General features: G+C 62.5%; 24 protein-coding genes. 11 read left to right on the plus strand and 13 right to left on the minus strand.

The features are described from left to right. Nucleotide 1 precedes the first annotated feature (1 nt). The 5 genes from NKI95_RS09390 to NKI95_RS09410 all read left to right on the plus strand — a co-directional run bounded on the left by NKI95_RS09390 (nt 2) and on the right by NKI95_RS09410 (nt 5,348). Nucleotides 2-1,261 (plus strand): ABC transporter substrate-binding protein, encoded by a 1,260-nt coding sequence (locus NKI95_RS09390; RefSeq protein WP_352716177.1) that lies wholly within the window; start codon nt 2-4, stop codon nt 1,259-1,261. A 239-nt stretch (nt 1,262-1,500) separates the two neighbouring features. Then, the gene (locus NKI95_RS09395; protein ID WP_352716179.1) at nt 1,501-2,424 is read left to right on the plus strand and encodes a carbohydrate ABC transporter permease; all 924 of its coding nucleotides are present in this window, start codon (nt 1,501-1,503) and stop codon (nt 2,422-2,424) included. Between the two features lie 12 nt (nt 2,425-2,436). Continuing rightward, a complete protein-coding gene (locus NKI95_RS09400) occupies nt 2,437-3,276 on the plus strand; it encodes a carbohydrate ABC transporter permease (protein ID WP_352716181.1) in 840 nt (279 codons plus the stop codon). Further along, nucleotides 3,273-4,334: a Gfo/Idh/MocA family protein gene (locus NKI95_RS09405; RefSeq protein WP_352716183.1), complete on the plus strand. Its 1,062-nt coding sequence runs from the start codon at nt 3,273-3,275 to the stop codon at nt 4,332-4,334. Before NKI95_RS09400 ends, NKI95_RS09405 begins: the two co-directional genes overlap by 4 nt. A 15-nt stretch (nt 4,335-4,349) precedes the next feature. Next, complete coding sequence (locus NKI95_RS09410; RefSeq protein WP_352716186.1) at nt 4,350-5,348, plus strand: ABC transporter ATP-binding protein; 999 nt, start codon at nt 4,350-4,352, stop codon at nt 5,346-5,348. Nucleotides 5,349-5,515: 167 nt separating this feature from the next. Here NKI95_RS09410 and NKI95_RS09415 read toward each other — a convergent pair whose 3' ends face one another. The 5 genes from NKI95_RS09415 to NKI95_RS09435 form a co-directional block, all read right to left on the minus strand. Beyond that, nucleotides 5,516-6,361, minus strand: a complete 846-nt coding sequence (locus NKI95_RS09415) for a fumarylacetoacetate hydrolase family protein (RefSeq protein WP_352716188.1) — start codon at nt 6,359-6,361, stop codon at nt 5,516-5,518. A 166-nt stretch (nt 6,362-6,527) separates the two neighbouring features. After that, nucleotides 6,528-7,259: an SDR family oxidoreductase gene (locus NKI95_RS09420; protein WP_352716189.1), complete on the minus strand. Its 732-nt coding sequence runs from the start codon at nt 7,257-7,259 to the stop codon at nt 6,528-6,530. 177 nt (nt 7,260-7,436) lie between these two features. Then, nucleotides 7,437-9,809 carry an aldehyde dehydrogenase family protein gene (locus NKI95_RS09425; RefSeq protein ID WP_352716192.1) on the minus strand — a complete coding sequence of 791 codons (2,373 nt, stop codon included), beginning with the start codon at nt 9,807-9,809 and terminating at the stop codon, nt 7,437-7,439. Between the two features lie 13 nt (nt 9,810-9,822). Beyond that, nucleotides 9,823-10,872 carry a deoxyribose-phosphate aldolase gene (gene deoC, locus NKI95_RS09430; RefSeq protein ID WP_352716194.1) on the minus strand — a complete coding sequence of 350 codons (1,050 nt, stop codon included), beginning with the start codon at nt 10,870-10,872 and terminating at the stop codon, nt 9,823-9,825. A 161-nt stretch (nt 10,873-11,033) separates the two neighbouring features. After that, on the minus strand, nt 11,034-11,861 hold the full coding sequence (locus NKI95_RS09435) for a ferredoxin--NADP reductase (protein ID WP_352716196.1): 828 nt from the start codon (nt 11,859-11,861) through the stop codon (nt 11,034-11,036). Between the two features lie 218 nt (nt 11,862-12,079). Here NKI95_RS09435 and NKI95_RS09440 point away from each other — a divergent pair, with 218 nt between their 5' ends. The 3 genes from NKI95_RS09440 to NKI95_RS09450 are packed head-to-tail and all read left to right on the plus strand — an operon-like array spanning nt 12,080 to nt 16,222. Further along, a complete protein-coding gene (locus NKI95_RS09440) occupies nt 12,080-14,164 on the plus strand; it encodes a hydantoinase/oxoprolinase family protein (protein ID WP_352716199.1) in 2,085 nt (694 codons plus the stop codon). Nucleotide 14,165: 1 nt separating this feature from the next. Then, nucleotides 14,166-15,851 (plus strand): hydantoinase B/oxoprolinase family protein, encoded by a 1,686-nt coding sequence (locus tag NKI95_RS09445; RefSeq protein ID WP_352716202.1) that lies wholly within the window; start codon nt 14,166-14,168, stop codon nt 15,849-15,851. Next, entirely contained in the window at nt 15,848-16,222 is a 375-nt protein-coding gene (locus NKI95_RS09450) for a hypothetical protein (protein WP_352716204.1), read from the plus strand. Before NKI95_RS09445 ends, NKI95_RS09450 begins: the two co-directional genes overlap by 4 nt. A 45-nt stretch (nt 16,223-16,267) precedes the next feature. Here NKI95_RS09450 and NKI95_RS09455 read toward each other — a convergent pair whose 3' ends face one another. From NKI95_RS09455 to NKI95_RS09470, 4 genes are all read right to left on the minus strand, one after another. Further along, nucleotides 16,268-16,924 (minus strand): methionine ABC transporter permease, encoded by a 657-nt coding sequence (locus NKI95_RS09455; protein WP_254815748.1) that lies wholly within the window; start codon nt 16,922-16,924, stop codon nt 16,268-16,270. Continuing rightward, a complete protein-coding gene (locus NKI95_RS09460) occupies nt 16,905-18,002 on the minus strand; it encodes a methionine ABC transporter ATP-binding protein (RefSeq protein ID WP_352716206.1) in 1,098 nt (365 codons plus the stop codon). Before NKI95_RS09460 ends, NKI95_RS09455 begins: the two co-directional genes overlap by 20 nt. 104 nt (nt 18,003-18,106) lie before the next feature. After that, complete coding sequence (locus NKI95_RS09465) at nt 18,107-18,955, minus strand: MetQ/NlpA family lipoprotein (protein WP_352716208.1); 849 nt, start codon at nt 18,953-18,955, stop codon at nt 18,107-18,109. A gap of 348 nt (nt 18,956-19,303) precedes the next feature. Then, the gene (locus NKI95_RS09470) at nt 19,304-19,603 is read right to left on the minus strand and encodes a DUF1236 domain-containing protein (protein WP_352716210.1); all 300 of its coding nucleotides are present in this window, start codon (nt 19,601-19,603) and stop codon (nt 19,304-19,306) included. A gap of 204 nt (nt 19,604-19,807) precedes the next feature. Between NKI95_RS09470 and NKI95_RS09475 the strand changes: the two genes are divergently transcribed. Next, nucleotides 19,808-20,449 (plus strand): DUF1236 domain-containing protein, encoded by a 642-nt coding sequence (locus NKI95_RS09475; protein ID WP_352716401.1) that lies wholly within the window; start codon nt 19,808-19,810, stop codon nt 20,447-20,449. A 104-nt stretch (nt 20,450-20,553) separates the two neighbouring features. Here the strand turns inward: NKI95_RS09475 and NKI95_RS09480 are convergent, their stop codons facing one another. Both NKI95_RS09480 and NKI95_RS09485 read right to left on the minus strand, forming a co-directional pair. Next, nucleotides 20,554-20,796, minus strand: coding sequence for a polymerase (locus tag NKI95_RS09480; RefSeq protein WP_352716213.1), 243 nt, complete (start codon nt 20,794-20,796; stop codon nt 20,554-20,556). A 227-nt stretch (nt 20,797-21,023) separates the two neighbouring features. Then, nucleotides 21,024-21,578: a DUF4142 domain-containing protein gene (locus tag NKI95_RS09485; RefSeq protein WP_352716216.1), complete on the minus strand. Its 555-nt coding sequence runs from the start codon at nt 21,576-21,578 to the stop codon at nt 21,024-21,026. A 233-nt stretch (nt 21,579-21,811) separates the two neighbouring features. Here NKI95_RS09485 and NKI95_RS09490 point away from each other — a divergent pair, with 233 nt between their 5' ends. After that, entirely contained in the window at nt 21,812-22,054 is a 243-nt protein-coding gene (locus NKI95_RS09490; protein ID WP_023677110.1) for a hypothetical protein, read from the plus strand. A 75-nt stretch (nt 22,055-22,129) separates the two neighbouring features. Here NKI95_RS09490 and NKI95_RS09495 read toward each other — a convergent pair whose 3' ends face one another. Further along, nucleotides 22,130-22,441, minus strand: coding sequence for a hypothetical protein (locus tag NKI95_RS09495; RefSeq protein WP_352716217.1), 312 nt, complete (start codon nt 22,439-22,441; stop codon nt 22,130-22,132). Nucleotides 22,442-22,750: 309 nt separating this feature from the next. Here NKI95_RS09495 and NKI95_RS09500 point away from each other — a divergent pair, with 309 nt between their 5' ends. Then, nucleotides 22,751-22,915 carry a DUF3309 family protein gene (locus NKI95_RS09500; protein ID WP_023677107.1) on the plus strand — a complete coding sequence of 55 codons (165 nt, stop codon included), beginning with the start codon at nt 22,751-22,753 and terminating at the stop codon, nt 22,913-22,915. Between the two features lie 266 nt (nt 22,916-23,181). Here NKI95_RS09500 and NKI95_RS09505 read toward each other — a convergent pair whose 3' ends face one another. Further along, on the minus strand, nt 23,182-23,379 hold the full coding sequence (locus tag NKI95_RS09505; protein ID WP_292655400.1) for a hypothetical protein: 198 nt from the start codon (nt 23,377-23,379) through the stop codon (nt 23,182-23,184). Between the last annotated feature and the right edge of the window lie 331 nt (nt 23,380-23,710).

Genomic DNA, 23,710 nt, shown 5'->3' on the forward strand with positions numbered 1-23,710 from the left:
CATGACAACGAAGCTACTGACGGCACTTCTTCTCGGCACCAGCATTCTCGGCTCCGCCGGGGTGGCTTATGCCGACGACGTAACGCTCAACATCGAAAGCTGGCGCGGCGACGACCTTGCCATCTGGAAGGACAAGCTGATCCCGGCCTTCGAAGCCAAGAACCCGGGCATCAAGGTGGTGTTCGCGCCGTCGGCGCCAACCGAGTATGACGCCGCCCTCGGCGCCAAGCTCGCCGCCGGCTCGGCCGGCGACCTGATCACCTGCCGCCCGTTCGACAAGTCGCTGGAACTCTTCAAGAAGGGCAACCTCGCCGATATCTCGACCCTGCCCGGCATGGAGAACTTCTCCGATGTTGCCAAGGCGGCCTGGCAGACCGACGACGGCAAGTCGAGCTTCTGCGTGCCGATGGCCTCGGTCATCCATGGCTTCATCTACAACAAGGACGCCTTTGACAAGCTCGGCATCAAGGTGCCGACGACCAATGAGGAGTTCTACGCCGCGCTCGACAAGATCAAGGCCGACGGCACCTACATCCCGATGGCGATGGGCACCAAGGATCTCTGGGAAGCGGCGACCATGGGCTACCAGAACATCGGCCCGAACTACTGGAAGGGCGAGGAAGGCCGCCTGGCACTGATCAAGGGCGAGCAGAAGCTGACCGATCCGCAGTGGGTCGAGCCCTACAAGGAACTGGCCAAGTGGAAGGACTATCTCGGCGACGGCTTCGAGGCGCAGACCTATCCGGACAGCCAGAACCTGTTCACGCTCGGCCGCGCCGCCATCTACCCGGCCGGTTCGTGGGAAATCGGCCTGTTCAACACGCAGGCACAGTTCAAGATGGGCGCGTTCCCGCCGCCGGTACAGAAGGCCGGCGACACCTGCTACATCTCCGACCACACCGACATCGGCATGGGCCTCAATGCGGCCTCGAAGAACGCGGATGCGGCCAAGACCTTCCTGTCCTGGGTGGCCTCGCCGGACTTCGCCACCATCTACGCCAACGCGCTGCCGGGCTTCTTCAGCCTGAACAACACCCCCGTGAAGATGGAAGACCCGCTGGCCCAGGAATTCGTCTCCTGGCGCGGCAAGTGCAAGTCGACGATCCGCTCGACCTACCAGATCCTGTCGCGCGGCACGCCGAACCTCGAAAACGAAACGTGGGTTGAATCGGCCAACGTCATCAACGGCACCGACACGCCGGAGGCTGCCGCCAAGAAGCTGCAGGACGGCCTCGACAGCTGGTACAAGCCGGCGAAGTAAGGCGCGGCGAAGCGTTGTCTCCCCCCTCGAGGGGGAGATGTCGCTGAAGGCGACAGAGGGGGTCGGTCGAGGCAGGCCGCGGCTTGATCGTTGTTGGAAAGCGCGGTCGAACGACGATGGCGCGCTGCCTCTGCCGACCCCACCCGCCTCGCTTCGCGAAGCACCCTCCCCTCGAGGGGGAGGGAGGCGCCGTGCCCTTTGACGGCAATAGCAAGACCTGATCGGCGGGGACCGAACGCATGGCCGCAGTACCGAAAAGACCGTTCCGCTGGCATATCGGCGTTTTCCTGGCGCCGGCGTTGCTGGTCTATACGGCGATCATGATCCTGCCGCTGGCCGGAACGCTGCAGCTGTCGCTGTTCCGCAACATCAATCAGTCGCAGGTGTTCGTCGGACTGGAAAATTTCCGCATGCTGTTCGGCGATCCCAACTGGTCGGTCAATTTCTGGAACGCGCTGCGGAACAATGTCTGGTTCTTCATCATCCACATGCTGGTGCAGAACCCGATCGGCGTCCTTTTGGCGGCACTTCTGTCCAGCCCCAGGCTGCGGTTTTCCGCCTTCTACCGCACGGCGATCTTCGTGCCGACGATTCTGTCTTTCGTCATCGTCGGCTTTGCCTGGAAGCTGATCCTGTCGCCGCTATGGGGCGTGGCACCGCATATGATGGACCTTGTCGGCCTGAAAAGCCTGTTCACGCCCTGGCTCGGCAAGGCGCAATATGCGCTGACCGCGCTCAGCCTGATCTCGGTGTGGCAGTTCGTCGGCATCCCGATGATGCTGATCTACGCGGCACTGCTGTCCATCCCCGAAGAGGTGATCGAGGCCGCCGAATGCGATGGGATCACCGGGATGGCGCAGTTCTGGAAGATCAAGCTGCCGCTGATCCTGCCGTCGATCGGCATCATCTCGATCCTGACCTTCGTCGGCAATTTCAACGCTTTCGACCTGATCTACACCGCGCAAGGCGCGTTGGCCGGGCCGAACTATTCAACGGATATTCTCGGCACCTTCCTCTACCGCGCCTTCTTCGGCTTCCAGTTGCAGGTTGGCGACCCCAATATGGGAGCTGCGATCGCCACGATGATGTTCCTGATCATCCTCGGCGGCGTCTGCGTCTATCTGTTCCTCGTGCAGACGCGCTTGCGTCGCTATCAGTTTTAGGGGAGCGCGACCATGAGCACCGCAACCCGTTCGCTGCCCCGCACCATCGGCGCGCATGCGATCCTTTTGACCTACACGGCGATCGCGCTGTTTCCGGTCATCCTCGTCATCATGAATTCGTTCAAATCACGTGCCGGTATCTTCGGCGCGCCGCTGACCCCGCCGACGCCAGGGACCTTCGATCTGATCGGCTACACCACGGTGATCGGTCAGGGCGACTTCATCCACTATTTCCAGAACAGCCTTGTCGTCACCGTCGCCTCGCTGTTCTTCGTGCTTTTGTTCGGCGCCATGGCTGCGTTCGCGCTGTCCGAATACCGCTTCCGGGGTAATTCGCTGACGGGGCTTTATCTGGCGCTCGGCATCATGATCCCGATCCGCCTCGGCACCGTCGCCATCCTGCAGTTGATGGTGGCCAGCGGACTGGTCAACACGCTGACGGCGCTGATCCTGGTCTACACGGCGCAAGGCCTGCCGCTTGCCGTCTTCATCCTGTCGGAATTCATGAAGCAGGTCTCCGACGATCTGAAGAATGCGGGCAGGATCGATGGCCTGTCTGAATACACCATCTTTTTCCGGCTGGTGCTGCCGCTGGTGCGGCCATCGATGGCGACGGTCGCGGTCTTCACCATGATCCCGATCTGGAACGATCTATGGTTCCCGCTGATCCTGGCGCCGTCGGAGGAGACCAAGACGGTGACGCTCGGCGCGCAATTGTTCCTCGGCCAGTTCGTCACCAACTGGAACGCCATTCTGGCCGCACTGTCGCTGGCGATCATGCCGGTGCTGATCCTCTACGTCATTTTCTCGCGGCAGCTGATCCGCGGCATTACTTCGGGAGCGGTCAAGTGAGTTCGCAAACACCTCTCCGCGTTGTCGTCGCCGGGCTCGGCAATATGGGGCGCAGCCATGCGCTGGCCTATCACACCAATCCGGGATTCCAGATCGCCGCGCTGGTCAACCGCTCCGATGTGCCGCTGCCGGAAGGGCTTTCAACCTACGGCATCCGGCGTTCCTTCGACGAGGCGCTGCGTGACGAACGGCCCGACGTCGCCTGCATCGCCACCTATTCCGACAGCCATGCCGATTATGCGGTCAAGGCATTCGAGGCCGGCTGCCACGTCTTCCTCGAAAAGCCGCTGGCAACGACGGTCGCGGATGCAGAGCGCGTCGTCGCGGCGGCCAAAGCCAGCGGCAGAAAACTGGTGATCGGCTATATCCTGCGCCATCACCCGTCCTGGATCAGGCTGATCGCCGAGGCGCGGAAGCTCGGCGGCCCTTACGTGTTCCGCATGAATCTCAACCAGCAATCCTCCGGACATACCTGGGAGACGCACAAGCAGCTGATGCAGACGACGTCGCCGATCGTCGATTGCGGCGTGCATTATCTCGACGTGATGCTGCAGATCACCGACGCCAGGCCGGTCGAGGTGCGCGGTATGGGGCTGCGGCTGAGCGACGAGATTGCACCGTCGATGTACAATTACGGGCACCTGCAGGTGCTGTTCGACGACGGCTCGGTCGGCTGGTACGAGGCCGGCTGGGGGCCGATGATTTCGGAGACGGCTTTCTTCGTGAAAGACGTGATCTCGCCCAATGGCTGCGTGTCGATCGTCATGAAAGAGGGCGCCAGGTCCGACGACATCGACACCCACACCAAGACCTCGACCATCCGCCTGCACAGTGCGGCGACCGGCGCCGACGGCAAGTTCGCCAAACCGGACGAGATGCTGTCGATGCAAGGCGAGCCCGGCCATCAGGACCTCTGCGACCTGGAACAGGCGTTTGTGCTGAAGGCGATCCGCGAGGATCTGGACTTGACCCGCCACATGGACGACGCGGTGAAGTCGCTCGCCGTCTGCCTGGCCGCAGACGAGAGCGTGCGCAGCGGCCTCGCCGTGAAACTCTAGAACAGGGACTAAGCCGTGGGCTCGCTGAACATCGAGAACGTGAAAAAGGCCTTCGGGCCGGTCGAGGTGCTGAAGGGCATCAACCTCGAGGTGACCGACGGCGAGTTCGTCGTCTTCGTCGGTCCATCCGGCTGTGGGAAGTCGACGCTGCTGAGGGTCATTGCCGGACTGGAGGACTCGACCTCGGGCCGCGTGGTCATTGACGGCGCGGACGTCTCCGCAACGCCGCCGGCCAAGCGCGGCATCGCCATGGTGTTCCAGACCTACGCGCTCTACCCGCATCTGACGGTGAAGAACAATATGGGCCTCGGCCTCAAGCAGGCAGGCACGCCGGCGGCCGAGATCGACCGCCGCATCGGCATCGCTTCGTCGATGCTGTCGCTGGAGCCCTATCTCGAGAGGCGGCCGGCCGAATTGTCCGGCGGCCAGCGCCAGCGCGTCGCCATCGGCCGTGCCGTCGTGCGCGAACCAAAGCTTTTTCTGTTCGACGAGCCGCTGTCGAACCTCGATGCCGCGCTGCGCGTCAACACCAGGCTGGAGATTGCGCAATTGCATCGCCGGCTGAAGGCAACGATGATCTATGTCACCCACGACCAGGTCGAGGCGATGACGCTGGCCGACAAGATCGTCGTGCTCAACGCAGGCAAGATCGAGCAGATCGGCGGACCGATGGAGCTTTACAATTCGCCGGCAAATGAATTCGTCGCCGGGTTCATCGGCTCACCGAAGATGAATTTCGTCGACGGTGCCAGGCTTGGCGAAACGGCAAAGACCATCGGCGTCCGTCCCGAACATTTGACGGTCGATCCCAAATCCGGCGCCTGGAAAGGCACGGTCGTCCATGCCGAGCATCTCGGCGCCGACACCAACCTCTATCTCGACTGCGAGATGGCCGGCCTGATCACCGTGCGCATTTTTGGCGTCTATAACGCTGAGCCTGGTGCCACGCTCTATGCGACGCCGGATCCGGCGAAGACATACCGGTTTGGAGCCGATGGGAAGGTGCTGAAGTAGCTTCGCGGCAAAGGTTGGCGCTGCCCCTCACCCTTACCCTCTCCCCGTATAGAGACGGGGAGAGGGGGGCGTCAGCGCTGGAGCTTCGTCCTTCTCCCCGTCACTATACGGGGAGAAGATGCCGGCAGGCAGATGAGGGGCGGCGCAAACTTGCCAAAGTGAAACGCCTACAAATCCGCCTTGAACGTCTGCTTCTGTATACCAAGCCCTTCAATACCGAGCTCGACGACGTCGCCTGGCTTCAGGAACACCGGCGGCTTCATGCCGAGGCCGACGCCGGGCGGCGTGCCGGTCGAGATGATGTCGCCGGGATGCAGCGACATGAACTGGCTGAGATAGGAGACGAGATAAGCGACGCCGAAGACCATGGTCTTGGTCGAGCCGTTCTGCATGGTCTTGCCGTTGACCGTCAGCCACATCGGGATGTTCTGCGGGTCCTTGACCTCGTCCTTGGTCACCAGCCACGGACCGATCGGCCCGAACGTGTCGCAGCTCTTGCCCTTGGTCCACTGGCCCTGCCGCTCGGCCTGGAAGGCGCGCTCGGAGACGTCATGCGCGACGCAGTAGCCGGCGACATAGTCCAGCGCCTCGGCCTCGGTGACATATTTCGCTTTTCTGCCGATGACCACGCCGAGCTCAACTTCCCAGTCGGTCTTGACCGAGCCGCGCGGGATCAGCACGTCGTCGTTCGGCCCGACAATGGCCGAGCTTGCCTTCATGAAGATGATCGGCTCCGGCGGCACGGTGGCGCCGGTTTCGGCAGCGTGATCGGAATAGTTGAGGCCGATGCAGATGAATTTGCCGGTGCCGGCGACGCAGGCGCCGATGCGCGGCTTGCCGGAAACCACCGGCAGCGATTTCACGTCGAGCTTCGACAATGTCTCAAGCGATGCCGGGTCAAGCGCCTTGCCGGCAATGTCGGTGACATGGGCGGAGAGGTCGCGGATCGTTCCATCGGCATCGAGCAGGCCGGGGCGTTCGCTCCCCGCCTCGCCATAGCGCAGCAGTTTCATACAGTTTTCTCCCAGTTGCGACCAGAGGCCGTTTGCAAACTCGCTCCGCTGCGGCGAATGGCGTGGGTTTCGAGAACCGGAGCGGAGCGTACTTAAAGTACGTGAGCACCGGAAGCGCAGAAAGCCGCGTCAGGCGCCCGGCGGAGTAGGGTTTTCAAATGGCCTCTTAGATCGACCAGCCACCGTCGATATTATAAGCCTGCCCCGACGTATAGGTGGCACCGGCGAGATAGACGGCGAGGTCGGCGATTTCCTCGGGCGTGCCGAGGCGGCCCATCGGCTGGCGGGCGATGAAAGCGGCGCGGGCTGCGTCGTAGTCGCCCTGCGCATGCATGCGGTCCTGCAGCGACGGGCTTTCGACCGTGCCCGGACAGATCGCATTGCAGCGTATGCCCTTGCCGACATAGTCGGCGGCGACCGATTTGGTCAGGCCGATGACGGCTGCCTTGGTCAGCCCGTAAACGAAGCGGTTAGGCACGCCCTTGGTCGAACTGGCCAGCGACGCCATGTTGATGATCGAGCCGTCGCCGCGCTCCAGCATGCCGGGCAGCACGGCGCGGATGGTGCGGATCATCGAGCGGACATTGAGGTCATAGGCAAAGTCGAGATCGCCGTCCTTCATCTCGAGGATCGAGCCGGAATGGACGAAGCCGGCGCAATTGAACAGCACGTCGACGGCGCCGATCTCGGCAAAAGCGGCGTTCACCGCCTCGTCGTTCAGCACATCCAGCTTGCGGGTGTTGATGCTGGGGGTCTTGCCGAGGTCGGCGAGCACAACCTCGTTAATGTCGGTGGCATGGACGACGGCGCCTGCCTTGGCGAAAGCCAGCGCGCTCGCCCGGCCGATGCCTTGCGCCGCCGCCGTGACGACAACGATTTTGCCTGTCAGATCCGCCATGCTTTTCTCCTCGCCCGTCTGTGATCGTTCGGCTTTTTACCGGCACAAGGCCGGGGCGCAATGTGCCAGGCGGGCACTACCATCCCGCCTGTTTCGATATCCGCCTGCCAGCCAAATGTTTTTTCTCGGTAAAGAACATCTTTTGACCCGTCAAGCCCGGACGTCCCTCCGGGACACTCAGTCGCCGTAGGGCACCCAGACGTTCTTGACCTCGATCGCCCGACGCAGCACGGCATTGCCGGCTGCTTCGCCCGACGCCCAGTCGAGGCTGTGGCCATTGCCGGTCCAGACGCGCTTGAGATTGCCGATGGACTCGGCCTCGGCCTTGGCGCAGGTCTCGGAATCGGCGAACACCCAGAGCCCGTCGACATCGTCATGCTTGGCCAGGACGCCGGCGAGTTCGGCGCTGCGGCCTGTGACGATATTGATGGCGCCCGCTGGAATGTCGGAATATTCGATGACCTGGTAGAGGTCGGTGGCAAGCAGCGGGTATCTTTCGGATGGTACCGCGACCACGGTGTTGCCCATGGCGAGCACAGGCGCCACCAGCGAGATCAGGCCAAGCAAAGGTGCGTTGTCCGACGCGACGATACCGACGACGCCGACCGGTTCGTGCAGCGCCAGTGTGACGGCGCGGGCCGGCGGCTGGTGGACGCGGCCCTCGAACTTGTCGGCCAAGCCGGCATAGAGGAACAGGCGCTCGATCGACAGTTCGACCTCTTCGCGCGCCGCCTTGGCGGTCGCGCCGGTGAGCTGGGTCAAACGGGCGGCAAACTCGTCGGCGCGGCCGGAAAGGTTTTCGGCCAGGTAGTAGAGCACCTGGCTGCGGTTGTAGGCGGTCGCCTCCGGCCAGGCCTTGCAGGCGCGCGCGGCCGCGACGGCGTCACGGATATCCTTGCGGTTGCCGAGCCCGACCTCGCCGGCGAGCTTGCCCTTGGCGCTGGCGACGGCAATGGAATAATTGCCGTCCGGCCGGACCTGCTTGCCGCCGATGAACAGCTTTGCCGTGCGGTCGATGGCATCGCCCTCCGGGCGCTCGATAGGTTGAGCCGAAGACGTTGCCGGTTTGATGACCGGGCCAAGCGGCAGTTTTGCCGAGAGATATTCGAACATGCCCTCGCGCCCGCCTTCGCGGCCGAAGCCGCTCTCGCGATAGCCGCCGAAACCGCAGGCGGCGTCGAACATATTGGTGCCGTTGACCCAGACGACGCCGGCCTTCAATTGCGGTGCGACGTGCAGGGCAAGATTGATGTTCTCGCTCCACACCGAAGCGGCCAAGCCATAGCGTGTGTTGTTGGCGAGGTCGATCGCTTCCTCGGTGTTGCGGAAGGTCATGGTGGCGAGCACCGGCCCGAACACCTCTTCCTGTGCCAGAATGTTAGCCGGCGAAACACCTGTCGCCAGCGTTGGCAGATGGTAATAGCCCGAGGACGGCAACGCCGAGTCCGGCTGCCAGCAGATTGCGCCCTGCTTGGCGCCTTCGGCGATCAGGCCCTTGACGCGATCGAGCTGGGTCAAATCGACCAGCGGGCCGATATCGGTGTTCTTGTCGAGCGGGCTGCCGACGCGCAGCCGGCTCATCCGCGTCTTGACCTTGGCGATGAAGGCGTCGGCGATGCCTTCCTGCACCAGAAGGCGCGAGCCGGCACAGCACACCTGGCCCTGGTTGAACCAGATGCCGTCGACCAGACCCTCGACGGCGCTGTCGAGATCGGCATCCTCGAAAACGACGTAGGCCGACTTGCCGCCAAGCTCCAGCGACAGTTTCTTGCCCGAGCCGGCAGTGGCCTTGCGGATGGTCTTGCCGACCTCGGACGAACCGGTGAAGGCAATCTTCTGGACGCCGGGATGGTTGACGATAGCCGCGCCCGCCTCCGGCCCGCCCTGGACGATGTTGACGACGCCCTTCGGCACGCCGGCGCGTTCACAGATCTCGGCAAACAGGATGGCGGTGAGCGGCGTGAATTCCGCGGGTTTGAGCACCACGGTGCAGCCCGCGGCGAGCGCCGGCGCGATCTTCCAGGCCAGCATCAAGAGCGGGAAGTTCCACGGGATGATCTGGCCGACGACGCCGACGCCCTTATGGCCTGGAAAGTCCCTGTCCAGCGCCTGCGCCCAGCCGGCGTGATGGATGAAATGACGGATCGCCAGCGGCACGTCGATGTCGCGGCTTTCGCGGATCGGCTTGCCATTGTCGATCGATTCCAGCACCGCGAACAGCCGTTGGTGACGTTGCATGGCGCGGCCGATGGCATAGAGCACTTTGGCGCGTTGATAACCGGTGCTGGCGCTCCATTTCGGCAGCGCTTTTGTGGCGGCCGAAACGGCCGCGTCGATATCGGCGGCACCAGCGTCTGACACCTTGGCTAGCAGCTTTCCTGAGGACGGATCGCTGGTGTCGAAGGTCTTGCCGCTTGTGGCGGCTTTCCAGTCGCCGCCGATGAACAGCGCTTTGCCGAAGTCCCGCGTGGCAAGCCAGGCATCGGCCTCGTTGCGGGCTTCCGGCGCCGGGCCGTAATCCATGGCGTGATAGCGTTCGAGAATGTTCATGAAGCGCTCCGAATCACGCCATCGCGTGGCGATGATTGGCCGAGTAGTGGCCGGTCAGATGATGCTCGAGCTGGCGCTCGATGTCGGTCAAAAGGCTCGATGCTCCGAAGCGGAACAGCTCCGGCTCCAGCCACGGCCGGCCCAGTTCTTCTTTCATCAGCACCAGCCAATCGAGCGAGGCTTTTGCCGTGGAAATGCCGCCGGCCGGCTTGAAGCCGATGAGATAGCCGGTTTCCTCGAAATAGGCGCGGATGGCGCGCACCATCGCAAGGCCGACCGGCAGCGTCGCGTTGACGCTTTCCTTGCCGGTCGAGGTCTTGATGAAGTCCGCACCCGCCATCATCGCCACCATCGAGGCGAGCATGACGTTGCGCAGCGTGGCGAGGTCGCCGGTGCCGAGGATCACCTTCAGATGCGCCTCGCCGCAAGCGGCACGCATCGAGACGATCTCGTTATAGAGCTCCTGCCATTTCGCCCCGAATACCAGGCCGCGCGGAATGACGACGTCGATCTCGTCGGCGCCGTCGCGGACCGATGCTTCGATCTCCTGCAGACGTGTCGAAAGCGGGGCAAGGCCATGCGGGAAAGCCGTCGAAACGGCGGCGACATGGACGCCGCTGCCGCGCAGCGCTTCGACGGCAGTGGCGACGAAGGGATGATAGACGCAGACCGCCGCCGGGCGGATCTTTTCACCAGTAATGCCGAGCCCCTCGGCAATGTCGCGACGGAACGGGTTGACCGCCTTGGCACAGAGCCGGCGCACTCGCTCTTCCGTGTCGTTCGAGTTCAGCGTCGTCAGGTCCATGCAGGCGACAGCGCGCAGCAGCCAGGCGGCCTGGTTATCTGCCTTGATCGAGCGTCTTTTGGTCAGGCTGGCGACGCGGCGTTCCAGCGCCGAGCGGTTGACGCTGCGCATCGATTCCATGAAGCCAAGATCGAGCCTCATGCCGGGATTGCGAGCAATGCCATGGGCCTGCGGCATCGGCGCATTGGCGGCGGGCCGCGCCGGCAGCGGCGTGATCTTGGACGTGCCGAGATCGGTTTCGCGGATTGTGCTGCTCATCTCCTGCCCCTTGTTCAGCGACTTGTGCCGAAGATAGACCGTGAAGCAGCGCTTCACGAGTCCCTCATGCGGTCATAGCTGAAAAAGGCTGCAAAGACAGCTGGTTTTGACCATATGGTCAAAATCACAATCTAGGAAATCGGGCATTGAAGCATTGGGCCTTAGCCGACGAAGGCGCGCTCGACGACGAAGCTTGCCGGATGATGCAGCGAGCCTTCCTGGAAGCCGTGGCTTTCAGCCAGCTCCTTGACGTCCTTCAGCATATGCATCGAGCCGCAGATCATGATGCGGTCGGTCTCGGGATTGAGCTTGTCGATGCCGAGATCGGTGTAGAATTTGCCCGAGCCGATCAGCGCGGTGATGCGGCCCATGCGCTCGGAGGTCTCACGCGTCGTTGAATTGTAGAGCGTGACGCGGCCACCAGTCAGCTCGCCGATCAGTGGATCGTTCTCCAGCGCCGCCACCAACTCCTGGCCGTAGGTGAGTTCAGCATTGTCGCGGCAGGTATGGGTCAGGACCACCTGCTCGAACTTCTCATAAGTGTCGGGATCGCGCAGCAGGCTGGCGAAGGGCGCAATACCGGTGCCGGTCGAGATCATGAACAGGCGCTTGGCTGGCGTCAGCGCGTCGACCACCAGCGTGCCGGTCGACTTCTGCCGCATGATGACGGTGTCGCCGATCTGGATCTTCTGCAGCTCCGAAGTGAGCGGGCCGTCCGGCACTTTGATCGAGAAGAATTCGAGTTCGTCGTCCCAGGCAGGGCTGGCGATCGAATAGGCGCGGAACACCGGCTTCTCGGCATTGGGCAGGCCGATCATGACGAACTCGCCGGAACGGAAGCGCAGTGATTGCGGCCGGGTGATGCGGAACGAAAACAGCCGGTCGGTATAATGCTTCACCGAGACCACGGTTTCGGCATAGACATTGGCCGGTATCGGAAACTGCAGCGGCCGGGCACCGGCGGTGTTGAACGCGGATGTGGTGTTCATCAAACCTAACCTTCTGGGCCGGCTCAACGCCGGCGCCAAATCTTCACCTGCGCGCCCGAACCGGTCAGGTTCCGACGTGCCGTTTGCACACTCCGAAGCGGTAAGCTCTTGTGTCCGGAATTTATTAGTATACAAACGATATTTGCGTCAAGACGCCGCCGTAAAACAGCTTTCCAAACTGAGGCATGTAAGCAGTTCGGGCATTTCGGATTTCGACAATGGAACAGAATTTTTCGGCGCAAGCTCTGGATTCGACGGGCAGCGTCGTGGCCGGTATCGATGTCGGCGGCACCTTTACCGACCTGCTTCTGATCGACGGCCGCGACGGTGGCCGGGTGCATATCGCCAAGACCCCGACCACGGTCGACAACCAGGCCTTCGGCGTCGTTGCAGCGCTTGGTGCCACCGGCTTTCCGATCGACGGCATCGACCTTATCGTGCACGGCACGACCACCACAACCAACGCGGTGCTGGAGCGCCGGCTGGCCAAAACCGGCATGATCACCACGCGCGGCTTTCGCGACGTGATCGAGCTAGGCCGGCGGACACGGCCGCAACCCTACGGCATGACAGGCACTTTCGTGCCGATCATTCCGCGCGATCTGCGGCTCGAAGTGTCGGAGCGGGTCGAGGCCTCGGGCGCGGTGCGCATACCGCTCGACGAGGCCGAGATGCGGGCAGCGATTTCAGAACTGATCGAAGCCGGCTGCGAATCCCTCGTCATCCATTTCCTGCATTCCTACGCCAACCCGGCGCATGAGCGGCGCGCGGCCGAGATCGCCGCCGAGCTTTGGCCGAACGGCTACATCACGACAGGCCATGCGCTGCTTTCGGAAGCGCGCGAATTCGAGCGCGGCGTGACCGCTTCGGTCAACGCCTCGGTGCAGCCGATCCTCGAACGCTATGTCGAACGGCTGCGCAAGGAACTGGCGTCAAAAGGCTACGCCCGCGACTTCCTGATCATGAACGGCAATGGCGGCATGATCTCGGCCCGCTTTGTCACACGTGAGTCGGCCAAGACCGTCATGTCGGGACCCGCCTCCGGCGTCATTGCCGCCGCCTATACCGGCAAGCGCGCCGGCTTCGAAAACCTGGTCACCTACGACATGGGCGGCACCTCGACCGATGTGGCGCTGATCCGCAACGCCGAGCCGGCGGTGTCGAACGAGATCGAGATCGAATATGCCATGCCGATCCATGTGCCGATGGTGGCGGTGCATACGGTCGGCGCCGGCGGCGGCTCGATCGCCCGTGTCGATGCGGCCGGCCTGATCCAGATCGGCCCGGAAAGCGCCGGCGCCAATCCCGGGCCGATCTGCTACGGACGCGGCGGCTTGGAGCCGACCATCACCGACGCCAATCTGGTGCTCGGTCGGCTAGCGCCGAAAAAGCTGCTTGCGGTGGAAAACCCGGTCACCGTCGAACGCGTCACCGGCATATTCGAGGACAAGATCGGCCGACCTACCGGCCTGTCCGGCGTCGAGGCAGCGGGTGCGGTGCTGCGGCTCGGCAACATGAAGATGGCCGGCGCCATCCGCATGGTCTCGGTGTCGCGCGGCCACGACCCGCGCGATTTCGCGCTGTTCGCCTTCGGCGGCGCCGGGCCGCTGCATGCGACGGCACTGGCGCGCGAGCTCGGCTTGCCCAAGGTGTTGGTGCCGGCGCGGCCAGGCATCACCAATGCGCTCGGCTGCGTCGTCGCCGATCTCAGGCACGACTTCGTCAACACGGTCAACCAGCCGGTGGCGGGGCTCGACGAAACTCAGCTTCACCAAGTATTAGAACGGCACCGAAACGAAGGCGAGGAGCTGATCGGCAAGGAAGCGGTGAAGCCGGAGATGATCCGCGTGACGCATTCCGCTGATATGCAGTTCGTCGGCCAGACGCATATCATCAACGTGCCGCTGCCGTCGTCTGCGGTGACGCGCGAGGTACTGCAGCAACTGTTCGAGAAGGCCTATTTCGCCCGCTTCAAGGTCGAGCTGCCGGAAATCCGCGCCAATCTGGTCAACCTCAACACCTCGGTCACCGGCGTGCGGCCGGCGATCGATCTGTCCCGGCTGATCGACCCGGCTGGCCGCGCCAAAACGCTCGAAGAGGCGCGACGCGAGATCCGGCCTGTCTGGTATGGCGGGCGCTGGTACGACACGCCGGTCTACAGTAGGGAAAAGTTGCCGCTCGACGCCGTCATCGTGGGGCCGGCGATCCTCGAACAGATGGACGCCACCACGGTGCTGGAGCCCGGCGACCGGGCGCGATCGGATGCCGACGGCAACATCATTATCGATGTCGGGGAGGCCTGAGATGGAAAAGCTCGACGCCATCACCCTTTCGGTCATCCAGGCGGCGCTACAGCAGGTCTGCGACGAAATGGACCTGACGTTTTCGCGCGCCGCGTTCTCGCCTGTCATCGCCGAGGCCAATGACCGTTCGGATGGCATCTATTCGGCAGTCGATGGTTCGCTCATCGCGCAAGGCAGCCAGGGCCTGCCGGTGTTCGTCGGCGTCATGCAGTATTCGACCAAAACGGTGATCGAGATGATCGCCGACGGTCGCTGCCTGCCGCCCGAGCCAGGCGATATCTACATCGTCAACGATCCCTATCTCGGCGGCACCCATCTCATGGATGTGCGCTTCGCCATGCCGGTCTATCGCGGCGGCAAAATATTCTGCTGGCTGTCGAACACCGGCCACTGGCCCGACATCGGCGGTTCGGTGCCGGGCGGCTTCTCCGCCTCGGCAACAGCGGTCGAGCAGGAAGGCTTGCGACTGCCGCCGGTGAAATTATTCAAGAAGGGCGTGCTCGATCGCGAGATCTACGCCATCATCTGCTCGAACATCAGGGTTGCCGACCAGCGCATCGGCGACATCCGGGCGCAGGCGGCGGCACTGCTGATCGGCCAGGACCGGCTCAACGGCATTCTGGATCGTTACGGAGATGAAACGGTTGTCGATGCGATCGCCGAATTGCGGCGCCGCGCCGCTGAACAGATGCGCGCCAACATATCGGCCATTCCCGACGGCACTTACCGGTCGCAGGCTTTTGTTGATTCCGACGGCGTGGTCAACGAGCCCCTGATCATCGCGCTGGCCGTCGAGAAAAAAGGCGACACACTCAGCTTCGACTTCTCGGGCTCGTCAAAGCCCTGCGCTGGGCCGATGAACAGCGTTCTAGCGACGACCTTGTCCTCGGTCTATCTCGCCATGCGCCATATTTTCCCCGACGTGCCGATCAGCGCCGGCGCCTTCGAGCCGCTGATCGTCAAGCGGCCGGAGGGCACCTTCCTCGACGCCAAATATCCGCGCCCTGTGTCGGGCTGCGCGGCCGAAGTCTCGCAGCGCATCGCCGAGGCGGTGTTCGCGGCGATGGTGCAGGCGCTGCCGGACAAGGTGACGGCGGCTCCGGCCGGCTCCAGCGGCAATTTCGCGCTCGGCGGCAACGATCCGGCCCGCGGCCGCGATTATGTCATGTACCAGATCTCCGGCGGCGGCTATGGCGGCAATGCCGGTCACGACGGTTTGACCAATGGCTGCTCGACCATAGGCATCTCCAAGTCGCCGCCGGTCGAAATCATGGAGCAGGCCTTCCCGGTGCTCTACCGCCACTACGCCCTGCGCGAAGGCTCGGGCGGCGCCGGCAAGCACCGCGGCGGTTTTGGGCTTGCCTATGAGGTCGAGATCCTGCGCGGCGACGCCCGCGCCTCCTTCGTCATGGATCACGGCCGGTTCGGCCCGCAAGGCGCGCTCGGCGGCAAGGACGGCGCGGTCAACACGGTGACCGTGTTCCGCGACGGCGAGGCGCATGTGCCGCCGCACCTCTCCAAGGAGCAGGACATCGCGTTGAAGGCCGGCGACCGCGTGCGCGTCGGCACGCCGGGCGGTGGCGGCTATGGCGATCCCTTGCAGCGCGATTCGGAACTGGTCGCTCGGGATGTCAAGCTCGGCTACTATACGGCAGAGCAAGCCAGAGACCTGTTCGGGATCAAATGAATCCACAAGACAAATTCAAATGCCGTGTCTGCGGCCTCGATCAATCTCCCGATCTGCCATGGGGCGAGAACGGCAAAGAACCCAGCTACATCATATGTTCGTGCTGTGGAGTGGAGTTCGGCTACGAAGACGACGGCCTCGGCAATTGTTTGTCAATTCGCCGGCATTGGGTGGAGATTCGGCGATGCAAGTGGTTCGCGTCGGAGGATCGGCCGCTCGATTGGGACATGCCCGCTCAAATCAGAGGTATTCCGTTAGCCTATAAAGGCGCAGAGGATGAGCAACCGATCCAGCTATTTTTGCAAACCGGAGAGCAGCCTCTACAAGGCTTGGCGGCGCTGAGCGCGGTGGAGAAGCCGGACCGGCAGTGAGGGTCTCACCGGGTGCTGGCATATCGCCCAGACCGCTGCGCACAGCTATGCCCTGTGATCCAGCCTCGCGACCAGCCGGTCGCCGGCCCACTGGATGCCGCAGACCAGGACGATCAGGACGATGACCACGGCGATCATGACGGACGTTTCGAAGCGCTGGTAGCCGTAGCGGATGGCGAGGTCGCCCAGCCCGCCGGCGCCGATGGCGCCGGCCATGGCCGAGGCGCCGATAAGCGTCACCAGCGTCACCGTGAAGCCGGCGACGATGCCGGGCAACGCTTCCGGCACCAGCACCTCGCGAATGATCGTCCAGCGGTTGCCGCCCATGGCGCGCGCCGCTTCGATCAGCCCGTGGTCGACCTCGCGCAGCGACACTTCGGCGATCCGGGCGTAGTAGGGCGTCGCCGCGATCGACAGCGGCACAATCGCTGCCCAGGTGCCGATCGAGGTGCCGACGATCAGCCGCGTCACCGGGATCAGCGCAACCAGCAGGATGATGAAAGGCACCGAGCGGAAACCGTTGATGACCGCGCCGAGCGCGCGGTTCACCCACAGGTTTTCGGCGATGCCGCCGCGGTCGGTGGCGACCAGCGCCAGGCCGAGCGGCAGCCCGAAAACCAGCGAGATGAGGCCGGAGGCGGCTGTCATCAGGATCGTTTCCCAGATCGAACGGACGAGAAGCTCAAACAGAACCGGCGACATGGCCAAGCACCTCCACCCGCGCTTGGCGAGCTTTCAAGAACGCGATCACCTCTGCCAGGTGACCTTCATTGCTGCCCGCGACCGCCACGAACAGTGTCCCGACAGGCTGCTGCTGGACGTGATCGATGCCGCCATGCACCAGGCGGAACGAGCCGGGAACTGCCGAGGCAAGATCGGACAAAAGCGGGCTTCGCGCGGCCTCACCCGCCACGTCGATCCTGAGGATCGCCTCCACGCCGGCGTTCTGCGTTAGCCGGCTTGCGATCTCCGCCGGCAATTGCGGCCTGATGCCGCCGAGCAGGCTTTGTGTGATCGCCGACTTCGGATCGGCAAACACCGACCACACCGGCCCTTGCTCGACGATTCGTCCGGCATCGATCACCGCGACCCGGTCGGCGATCGAACGGATCACCTCCATCTCATGGGTGATGAGCAGGATGGTCAGGCCGAGCTGCCGGTTGATGTCTCTGAGCAAGGCAAGGATGGAGCGCGTCGTCTCCGGGTCCAACGCCGAGGTCGCTTCGTCCGACAGCAGCAGCGCCGGGCGCGCCCCAAGCGCCCGGGCAATGCCGACGCGCTGCTTCTGCCCGCCCGAAAGCGACGCCGGATAGGCTTTCGCCTTCTCCGACAGGCCGACGAGCTCGAGCAACTCGGCAGCGCGCGCCAGGCGTTCGGCTCTGGGCCGGCCTTCGATCTTGAGCGGCAGCGCTACATTGTCTTCGACCGTCTTGGCGGACAGCAGATTGAAATGCTGGAAGATCATGCCGATGCGCCGGCGCAGCGGCTGCAATTCGCGCTCGCCGAGCCGGCTGATGTCGCGGCCTTCGATGAAGACCTGTCCTGTATCCGGCCGCTCCAGGCCGTTCAGACAGCGTATCAGCGTCGACTTGCCGGCGCCGCTGCGGCCGATGATGCCGAGGATCTCGCCCTGGCGCACGCTGAGCGATACGCCGTCCAGCGCCGCCGTAGCGCCGAAGCGGCGCTTCAGCTCGACGAGGCGCACGACATCGTCCGGTCCGGTGGAACGGCTGCCGATGGGATGCATGATTTCGGTGGCCGAGGCGAAATGCTGGTTCATGAAAATTCCTGTCTCGCGATCCACAAACGCGATCGCGGTCCGCGTTGCAACACGGACCGCTTTCCTCATGGACCGGGCTTCAGCACCCGGACCGGTTCGGCAAATCAATAGGCGCTGATGCCGGTTCCCTTGTAGACCCGGTCGAATTCGGCCTTCACCTTTTCGTTCTGGTAGGAGGCGACCAATGTCTTTACCCAGGGCTGGTTTTCATTGCCGGCCTTGACCGCGATGAAGTTGCGGTAGGGATTGTCGGCCACCGCCTCCTGGGCGATGCGGTTCTCCGGTGTGAGGCCGCTTTTCAGTGCCCAATCCGTGTTGACTATCGCCCCGTCGAGGTCTTCCACCGAGCGCCCGACAATCCCGGCGTCAAGCTCCTTGACGACCAATTTCTTCGGGTTTTCGGCAATGTCGGTCGTCGTAGCCAGAATGCCGGTGCCTTCCCTGAGCTTGATCAGACCTTCGCTCTGCAGAACGCGCAGTGCGCGGCCCTCATTGGACGGGTCGTTCGGCACGCCAATGACCGCGCCTTCGGGCAGGTCGGCAATCTTCGTGTACTTCTTGGAATAGAGGCCGATCGGCCAGACCCCGGTATAGCCGACCGGGACGATGTGATAGCCCTGCGTCTTGATCTGGTTGTCGAGATAGGGCTTGTGCTGGAAGGCGTTGGCGTCGATTTCGCCACGCTCGAGTGCTTCATTCGGCTGGGTGTAGTCGTTGAACACCACGGTCTCGATCGTCAGCCCCCTCTCCGCCGCCTGGGCGGTGACGACGCGCCACACATCCTCGTCCTCGCCGCTCATGATGCCGACCTTGACCGCCGTCTTGTCTTCGGCGAACGACGGCGCAGCAAGGCCGACAATCGCAACCGCCGACGCGAAAAGTACAGCCAGACCGGCGCGCCGGTTTATACTTGCGGAGAGAAATGAGAGCAAAGTGTTGGTGTTCCCAGACATGATCTATCCCGTCGGTTCTGAAGTCGTTGCGGCCAGGCGGAGTGCCAAGCCTTACCGGCATCATCGGGAATGCTGACCGTCGGATCAAAGCACCGTATTTCCCGCGAAATGCGAAGCCAGGAATATTCTCTCAAAGTTTCGGGCCTGGCGAGCACAGGGCGTGCTGGGATCAAGCGTTCTAAGCCAATGCTGGTTCAGAAATTGTCCGGACGTCGTCTCCGCTATGAGGCCCGCCATGCTTCGAAACGGCGGACCTTTCTGCGTCCGAATGCCCAACACGGGCAGCGGTTTGGAATGTCGACAATGCAGGACGCGCCGCATATCCCTTCAAAAAACGACGCGCATTGCTCACTGGATGACCTTCACGATCCTGCGTGTGCCCGGATCGACCAGGATGGTCTGGTTGTCGACGACGACATAGCGGTATTTGACGTCGGGAACTTCATGAAGCTCGACGGTATCGGGCAGGGTCGAGCCGACATTGAGCTCCACGCCGGGAAGCTGGACGGACGCCAGAGGCTGCTTTTTCACATACTCGCGTACGATCGTCTCCTGCTGCGGTTCGATGACCACGTCTTGAGCGGCAGCGGCGCCGACACCCGCAAGCAGCAAGAACCCAGCCGCGGCTGCCGAAAGATGCATTCTCATGATCGTCTCCTTTCGTCGTGAGCCACCTCTGCGCTGCGCCGCGTCATGCTGTTCGCAGCGGGGTCGCTATAGGCCGGTAACGTCATCAGGTGGAGCTTGTTCCGCCACTCGGATCGCTTGCCGTTTCGCTCCATTGGTTTGGAACAAAATTTTTTAGCCGCAGTTTTACGCGGTGAAGGGACGCATTTTCCAAGGAGATCTCTCATGAAAGGCGTTCTGATCACCAGCATGCTAGCAATCAGCGTCAGCTGCGGAGCTGCTCTTGCCCAGACGCAGCAGTCGACCGACGACCAGTCCGGCGCCAATTGCGCAGCCGGCGCTGCCAATTGCCAGAATGGCGCCAAGATGGACGAGCAGGCTCAGGGCAAGGCCGGCGCTGCGACTGATCAACAGGCGCAGGGCAAACCGAAGCTGAAGACCGACGAGCAGGCCCAGGGCAAGGCCGGCGCTACGACTGACCAGCAGGCGCAGGGCAAACCGAAGATGAAGACCGATGAGCAAGCCCAGGGCAAGGCTGGAACCACCACCGAGCAGACTCAGGGCAATGCTTCTACGCAGACGCAGGACCAGAGTTCGACCGCTTCCATCAGCAATGTGACCGTTGAACAGAAGACGGAGATCACTCAGGTCATCAAGGAGACGAACGTCCAACCCGTTTCCAGCGTCGATTTCGACATCTCTGTCGGCATCGAGGTTCCGCGAAAGAAGGTCCGGCTGCATCGCCTTCCGGCGCGCATCGTCAAGATCGTTCCGGCTTACGAAGGCTATGAGTATTTCGTGCTCGCCGATGGCCGGATCGTCATCGTCGATCCGAATACCTACAAGATCGTGATTATCCTGACCTAGTTGTGGCCAAACGGTCTACGTTGGGTTGATTGCACCAAAAGCCCGCCGCGCAGCTCGGGCGGCGGGCTTTTCCGACCCCGGCTCCAGCGTCTGCAAATCGCAAATCAAGGTCCGTCCTCGGGGCGAGGAGTGAGCATGGTCTGATCGACGGTGTCGGGCAGGCACGGAGTGGGCACGCAGCTTGTTCGGACTGACGCGGTGATCATGGCATCGATATCCGTGACCAGTACCATTCTCGCGTAGTGCCGCGGCCACAGCGGTTCTCCAAACAAGATGAAGATGCCGCCGACCATTAGCGCCAGCAACATGAATGCCGTAACATTTGCAAATATCTCGCCGTAGCGCATGAAGGCAGCCTGTCCCGTTCGGAAAGCGATTTCAGCCTGTGACAGCGGCGACCAGGACGGTGCCGAAAGCCGGCGCTACTATCCTTGAGGCCTGGCGAATGCCGCCTTCCATTGGATAAATAACGGCACTCTCGGTGCTTTGTTCCCGGCCGTGTGGCCGGACGACAGCCGCTTCACACAGGCCGTGTGTGGGGCGGCCTTTCGTTTGCAAAAGGCACTCCTCGCTCTCATTGATGCGCGGCAGCGAGGTCCTTGACATGACGTTCGTGCATTTGCAGCACCGGCAGCGTCTTCTTGGCAAACTCCTTCATCGCCGGATCGTCGCCGGAATTTGCGTAAGCGGAAAACAGCGCCACCGCTTCCTTATGCGCCTGGGTCTGCATGTCGATATATTTCGATTGGAAGCTGTCACCGCTGGCCTCCTTAAGTTGGTCGAGCAGCGCCTGGTGCTTGGTGTCCAGCGACGGGCCGGCTGGCGCGGTGGCCGAAGTCGTCTGACCCCTGCTGAGCGCCGCCTTGAAGTCCTCGCCGGCCTTGGTGTGGTCCGTGACCATTTGCGCCGCGAATGCCTTCACGTCGTCGGCAGTCGCCTGCGTCTGCGCAAGTCGGCTCGATTCGATTTCGAATGTATTGGCGATGGGCACGGTCTTGACGAACGTCGCGGTGTCAACCTTGCTCATGGTGTCGGTCGTTAGAGGCGTCAGCGTCGCCGATTGAGCAAAAGCAGCCAAAGGCGCGCCGGCCATCAGCGCTGCCGCAGTGATGGATAGAAGTGTTTTCATGGAAGTTCTCCGAGGCCGATGTCATCCCTCCGATGGCTCAACGCGGAAGCTGCGGCGAGGTTGCCTGATCGCGGCGGCCACAGCCGCCGCGACGCCAAACAATGGTTTGGAAACGCAAAACAAAAGACGCCGGCCGGGTCGTGGAAAGTGCAACGCAAGCCGCGAGATCGTACGGAATCGTACAAGCTCTTTCGCTTTGCCGCAGTCTTGCTATCGTTGGCTGGGAGAGATGGGTGGAGGCTTCCGTGGGGCAGATCAAGTCGCCGCTAGGAATCGGTATTGACACCGACGCTGCCGTTCATACCATCATGGCCGACTATCATTCCGGCGACATTCTCTCGACCACCGTCGTCATAGCCGATTTGCGCAAACGCTTTCCCTGGTTCCGGCAAACCGACGAGGAGCTGGTTGGCTTTATCGTTCGGGCGCTGGACGGTCGGGATATCGCGGTCAGCTTCGACCACCGCGGCCGTTAGGCTGATTTTACGGCAAAACCAGCCGGCCGCGGAGCCTATGCTCCGCGGCCTCGTCAGGCTGTGATGACCGGGCGCTTACTTGCCGCAGTGGTTGTCGTTCACCGTCGGCGCCATCGTGTCCGGAGCCTTGCCGGTCGCATCGGGCAGAGCCCCCTGCGGGCCCGGCGGGCAATTCCGGTCGGCATTCGAATTCGTCGTTGAGAAATCGCGAATGCTGTTGGTGATGGTCGAATCCGTGCCGGTGTCAGGGCCGCCATTATCCGGGACTACGACCGTCCGCCCGCTACCGTCGGCAGCGGCTCCGGAGGGGTCGCCGACGTTCTGGGCCATCGCTGACGTGGCCAGACCGATCGTAAGCGCCGAAGCTGCGAGAATTTTCGTGAGCATGATGCTTCTCCTTTTTACGAGGGTCGTCGCGTTGCGACTACGAAAACAACCGTTCGAGCTGGCGAAGGTTCCGACAAATTTCCTATGAAATTCAGCATGTTCTCAGGTGTTCAAGGTGGCCGGCATGCCATTCTCCGCGGGCACGCATCTATGGACTTTTCTAACGGCACAGCCCGGCATTTTGCTCGCCGCATGAGCGTACGCCTTACCGTCCCGCCGGAACAGGAATGCTCCTTGCGAGTTCATACCTTTGTACAATGCGACGCGCTGATGCGAATGGCGGCAGCGCAAACAAGGAGAGCAGACATCATGGGCCTTGGAACCATTCTCATCATTATCTTGGTCCTTGCCTTGCTTGGCGGCTTCAGCGGCTTGGGCGGCGGACCGTTCTATGGCACCGGCTATTACGGTGGTGGCGGCCTCGGCCTGGTGTTGCTTATAGTCATCATCCTGGTCCTGCTTGGGCGCATTTGATGTATGTCGCGCAAAAGTGTGCAGCGGTTTTGTGATAGCGACATGCATAAAACAGGAACCTAAAGCGCGTCGCATGGGGCCGGTCGAGCGCGACGCACTTTAGTGTCACGCTCACGACCAAACACCCGGCGCTTGGTAACAAGCGCCGGGCGTTTTGTCGTGAAGAGACAAGATTTCCAAGATCCTTGGCCAACCAGGATCCCTGGCTAAAAAGGGCGACCCGGTGCCGAACCTTTCGGCACCGAGGACACCACAATAGCAGCAGCTTAGTGTTGGCGATCGGCGGCCAGCGCTTCTTTCAGATCGGCGCTGAGCACACCCTCGTTGAATAGCGACATGATACGGGCGGCCAACCGCTCGCGGACAGGACTGTCGTCCGCAACACCCAACTCGCGGCAGCAGTCGTCGAGCGCTTTTTTCAGCACGCTCAGTTCGGCTGGAGTTGCTGCACCTTGCATCGACATGCCATCCTCCCTTGAAAAGGGCGAAAGCGCGAAGCGTCTTTCAAGCGTCCACTCGCCATGTCTGTGTGGACGACTCCAATTCAATTAGCGCCGCTCTCTTCCAAACTCAATGTACGGAAATTACCAAGCAGACAGTTTGGGAACGACTGCCTTCCACCTGCATTGTTGCTGCGATCCAACCCACCCCTCATTTGGATCACTGGGCGTAGCCCACGACGCCCGAATGGAGCCCGTTGCATCCCTCGCGACGGGCTCTTTCGCGCCCGATGATCTCAATTGTCGCTTTCGTACCAAACTGTCTTTGGTACGTTTCCAACTCTAACTTTCAGTC

Source organism: Mesorhizobium sp. M0306 (genome assembly GCF_040321655.1).
GTDB lineage: Bacteria > Pseudomonadota > Alphaproteobacteria > Rhizobiales > Rhizobiaceae > Mesorhizobium.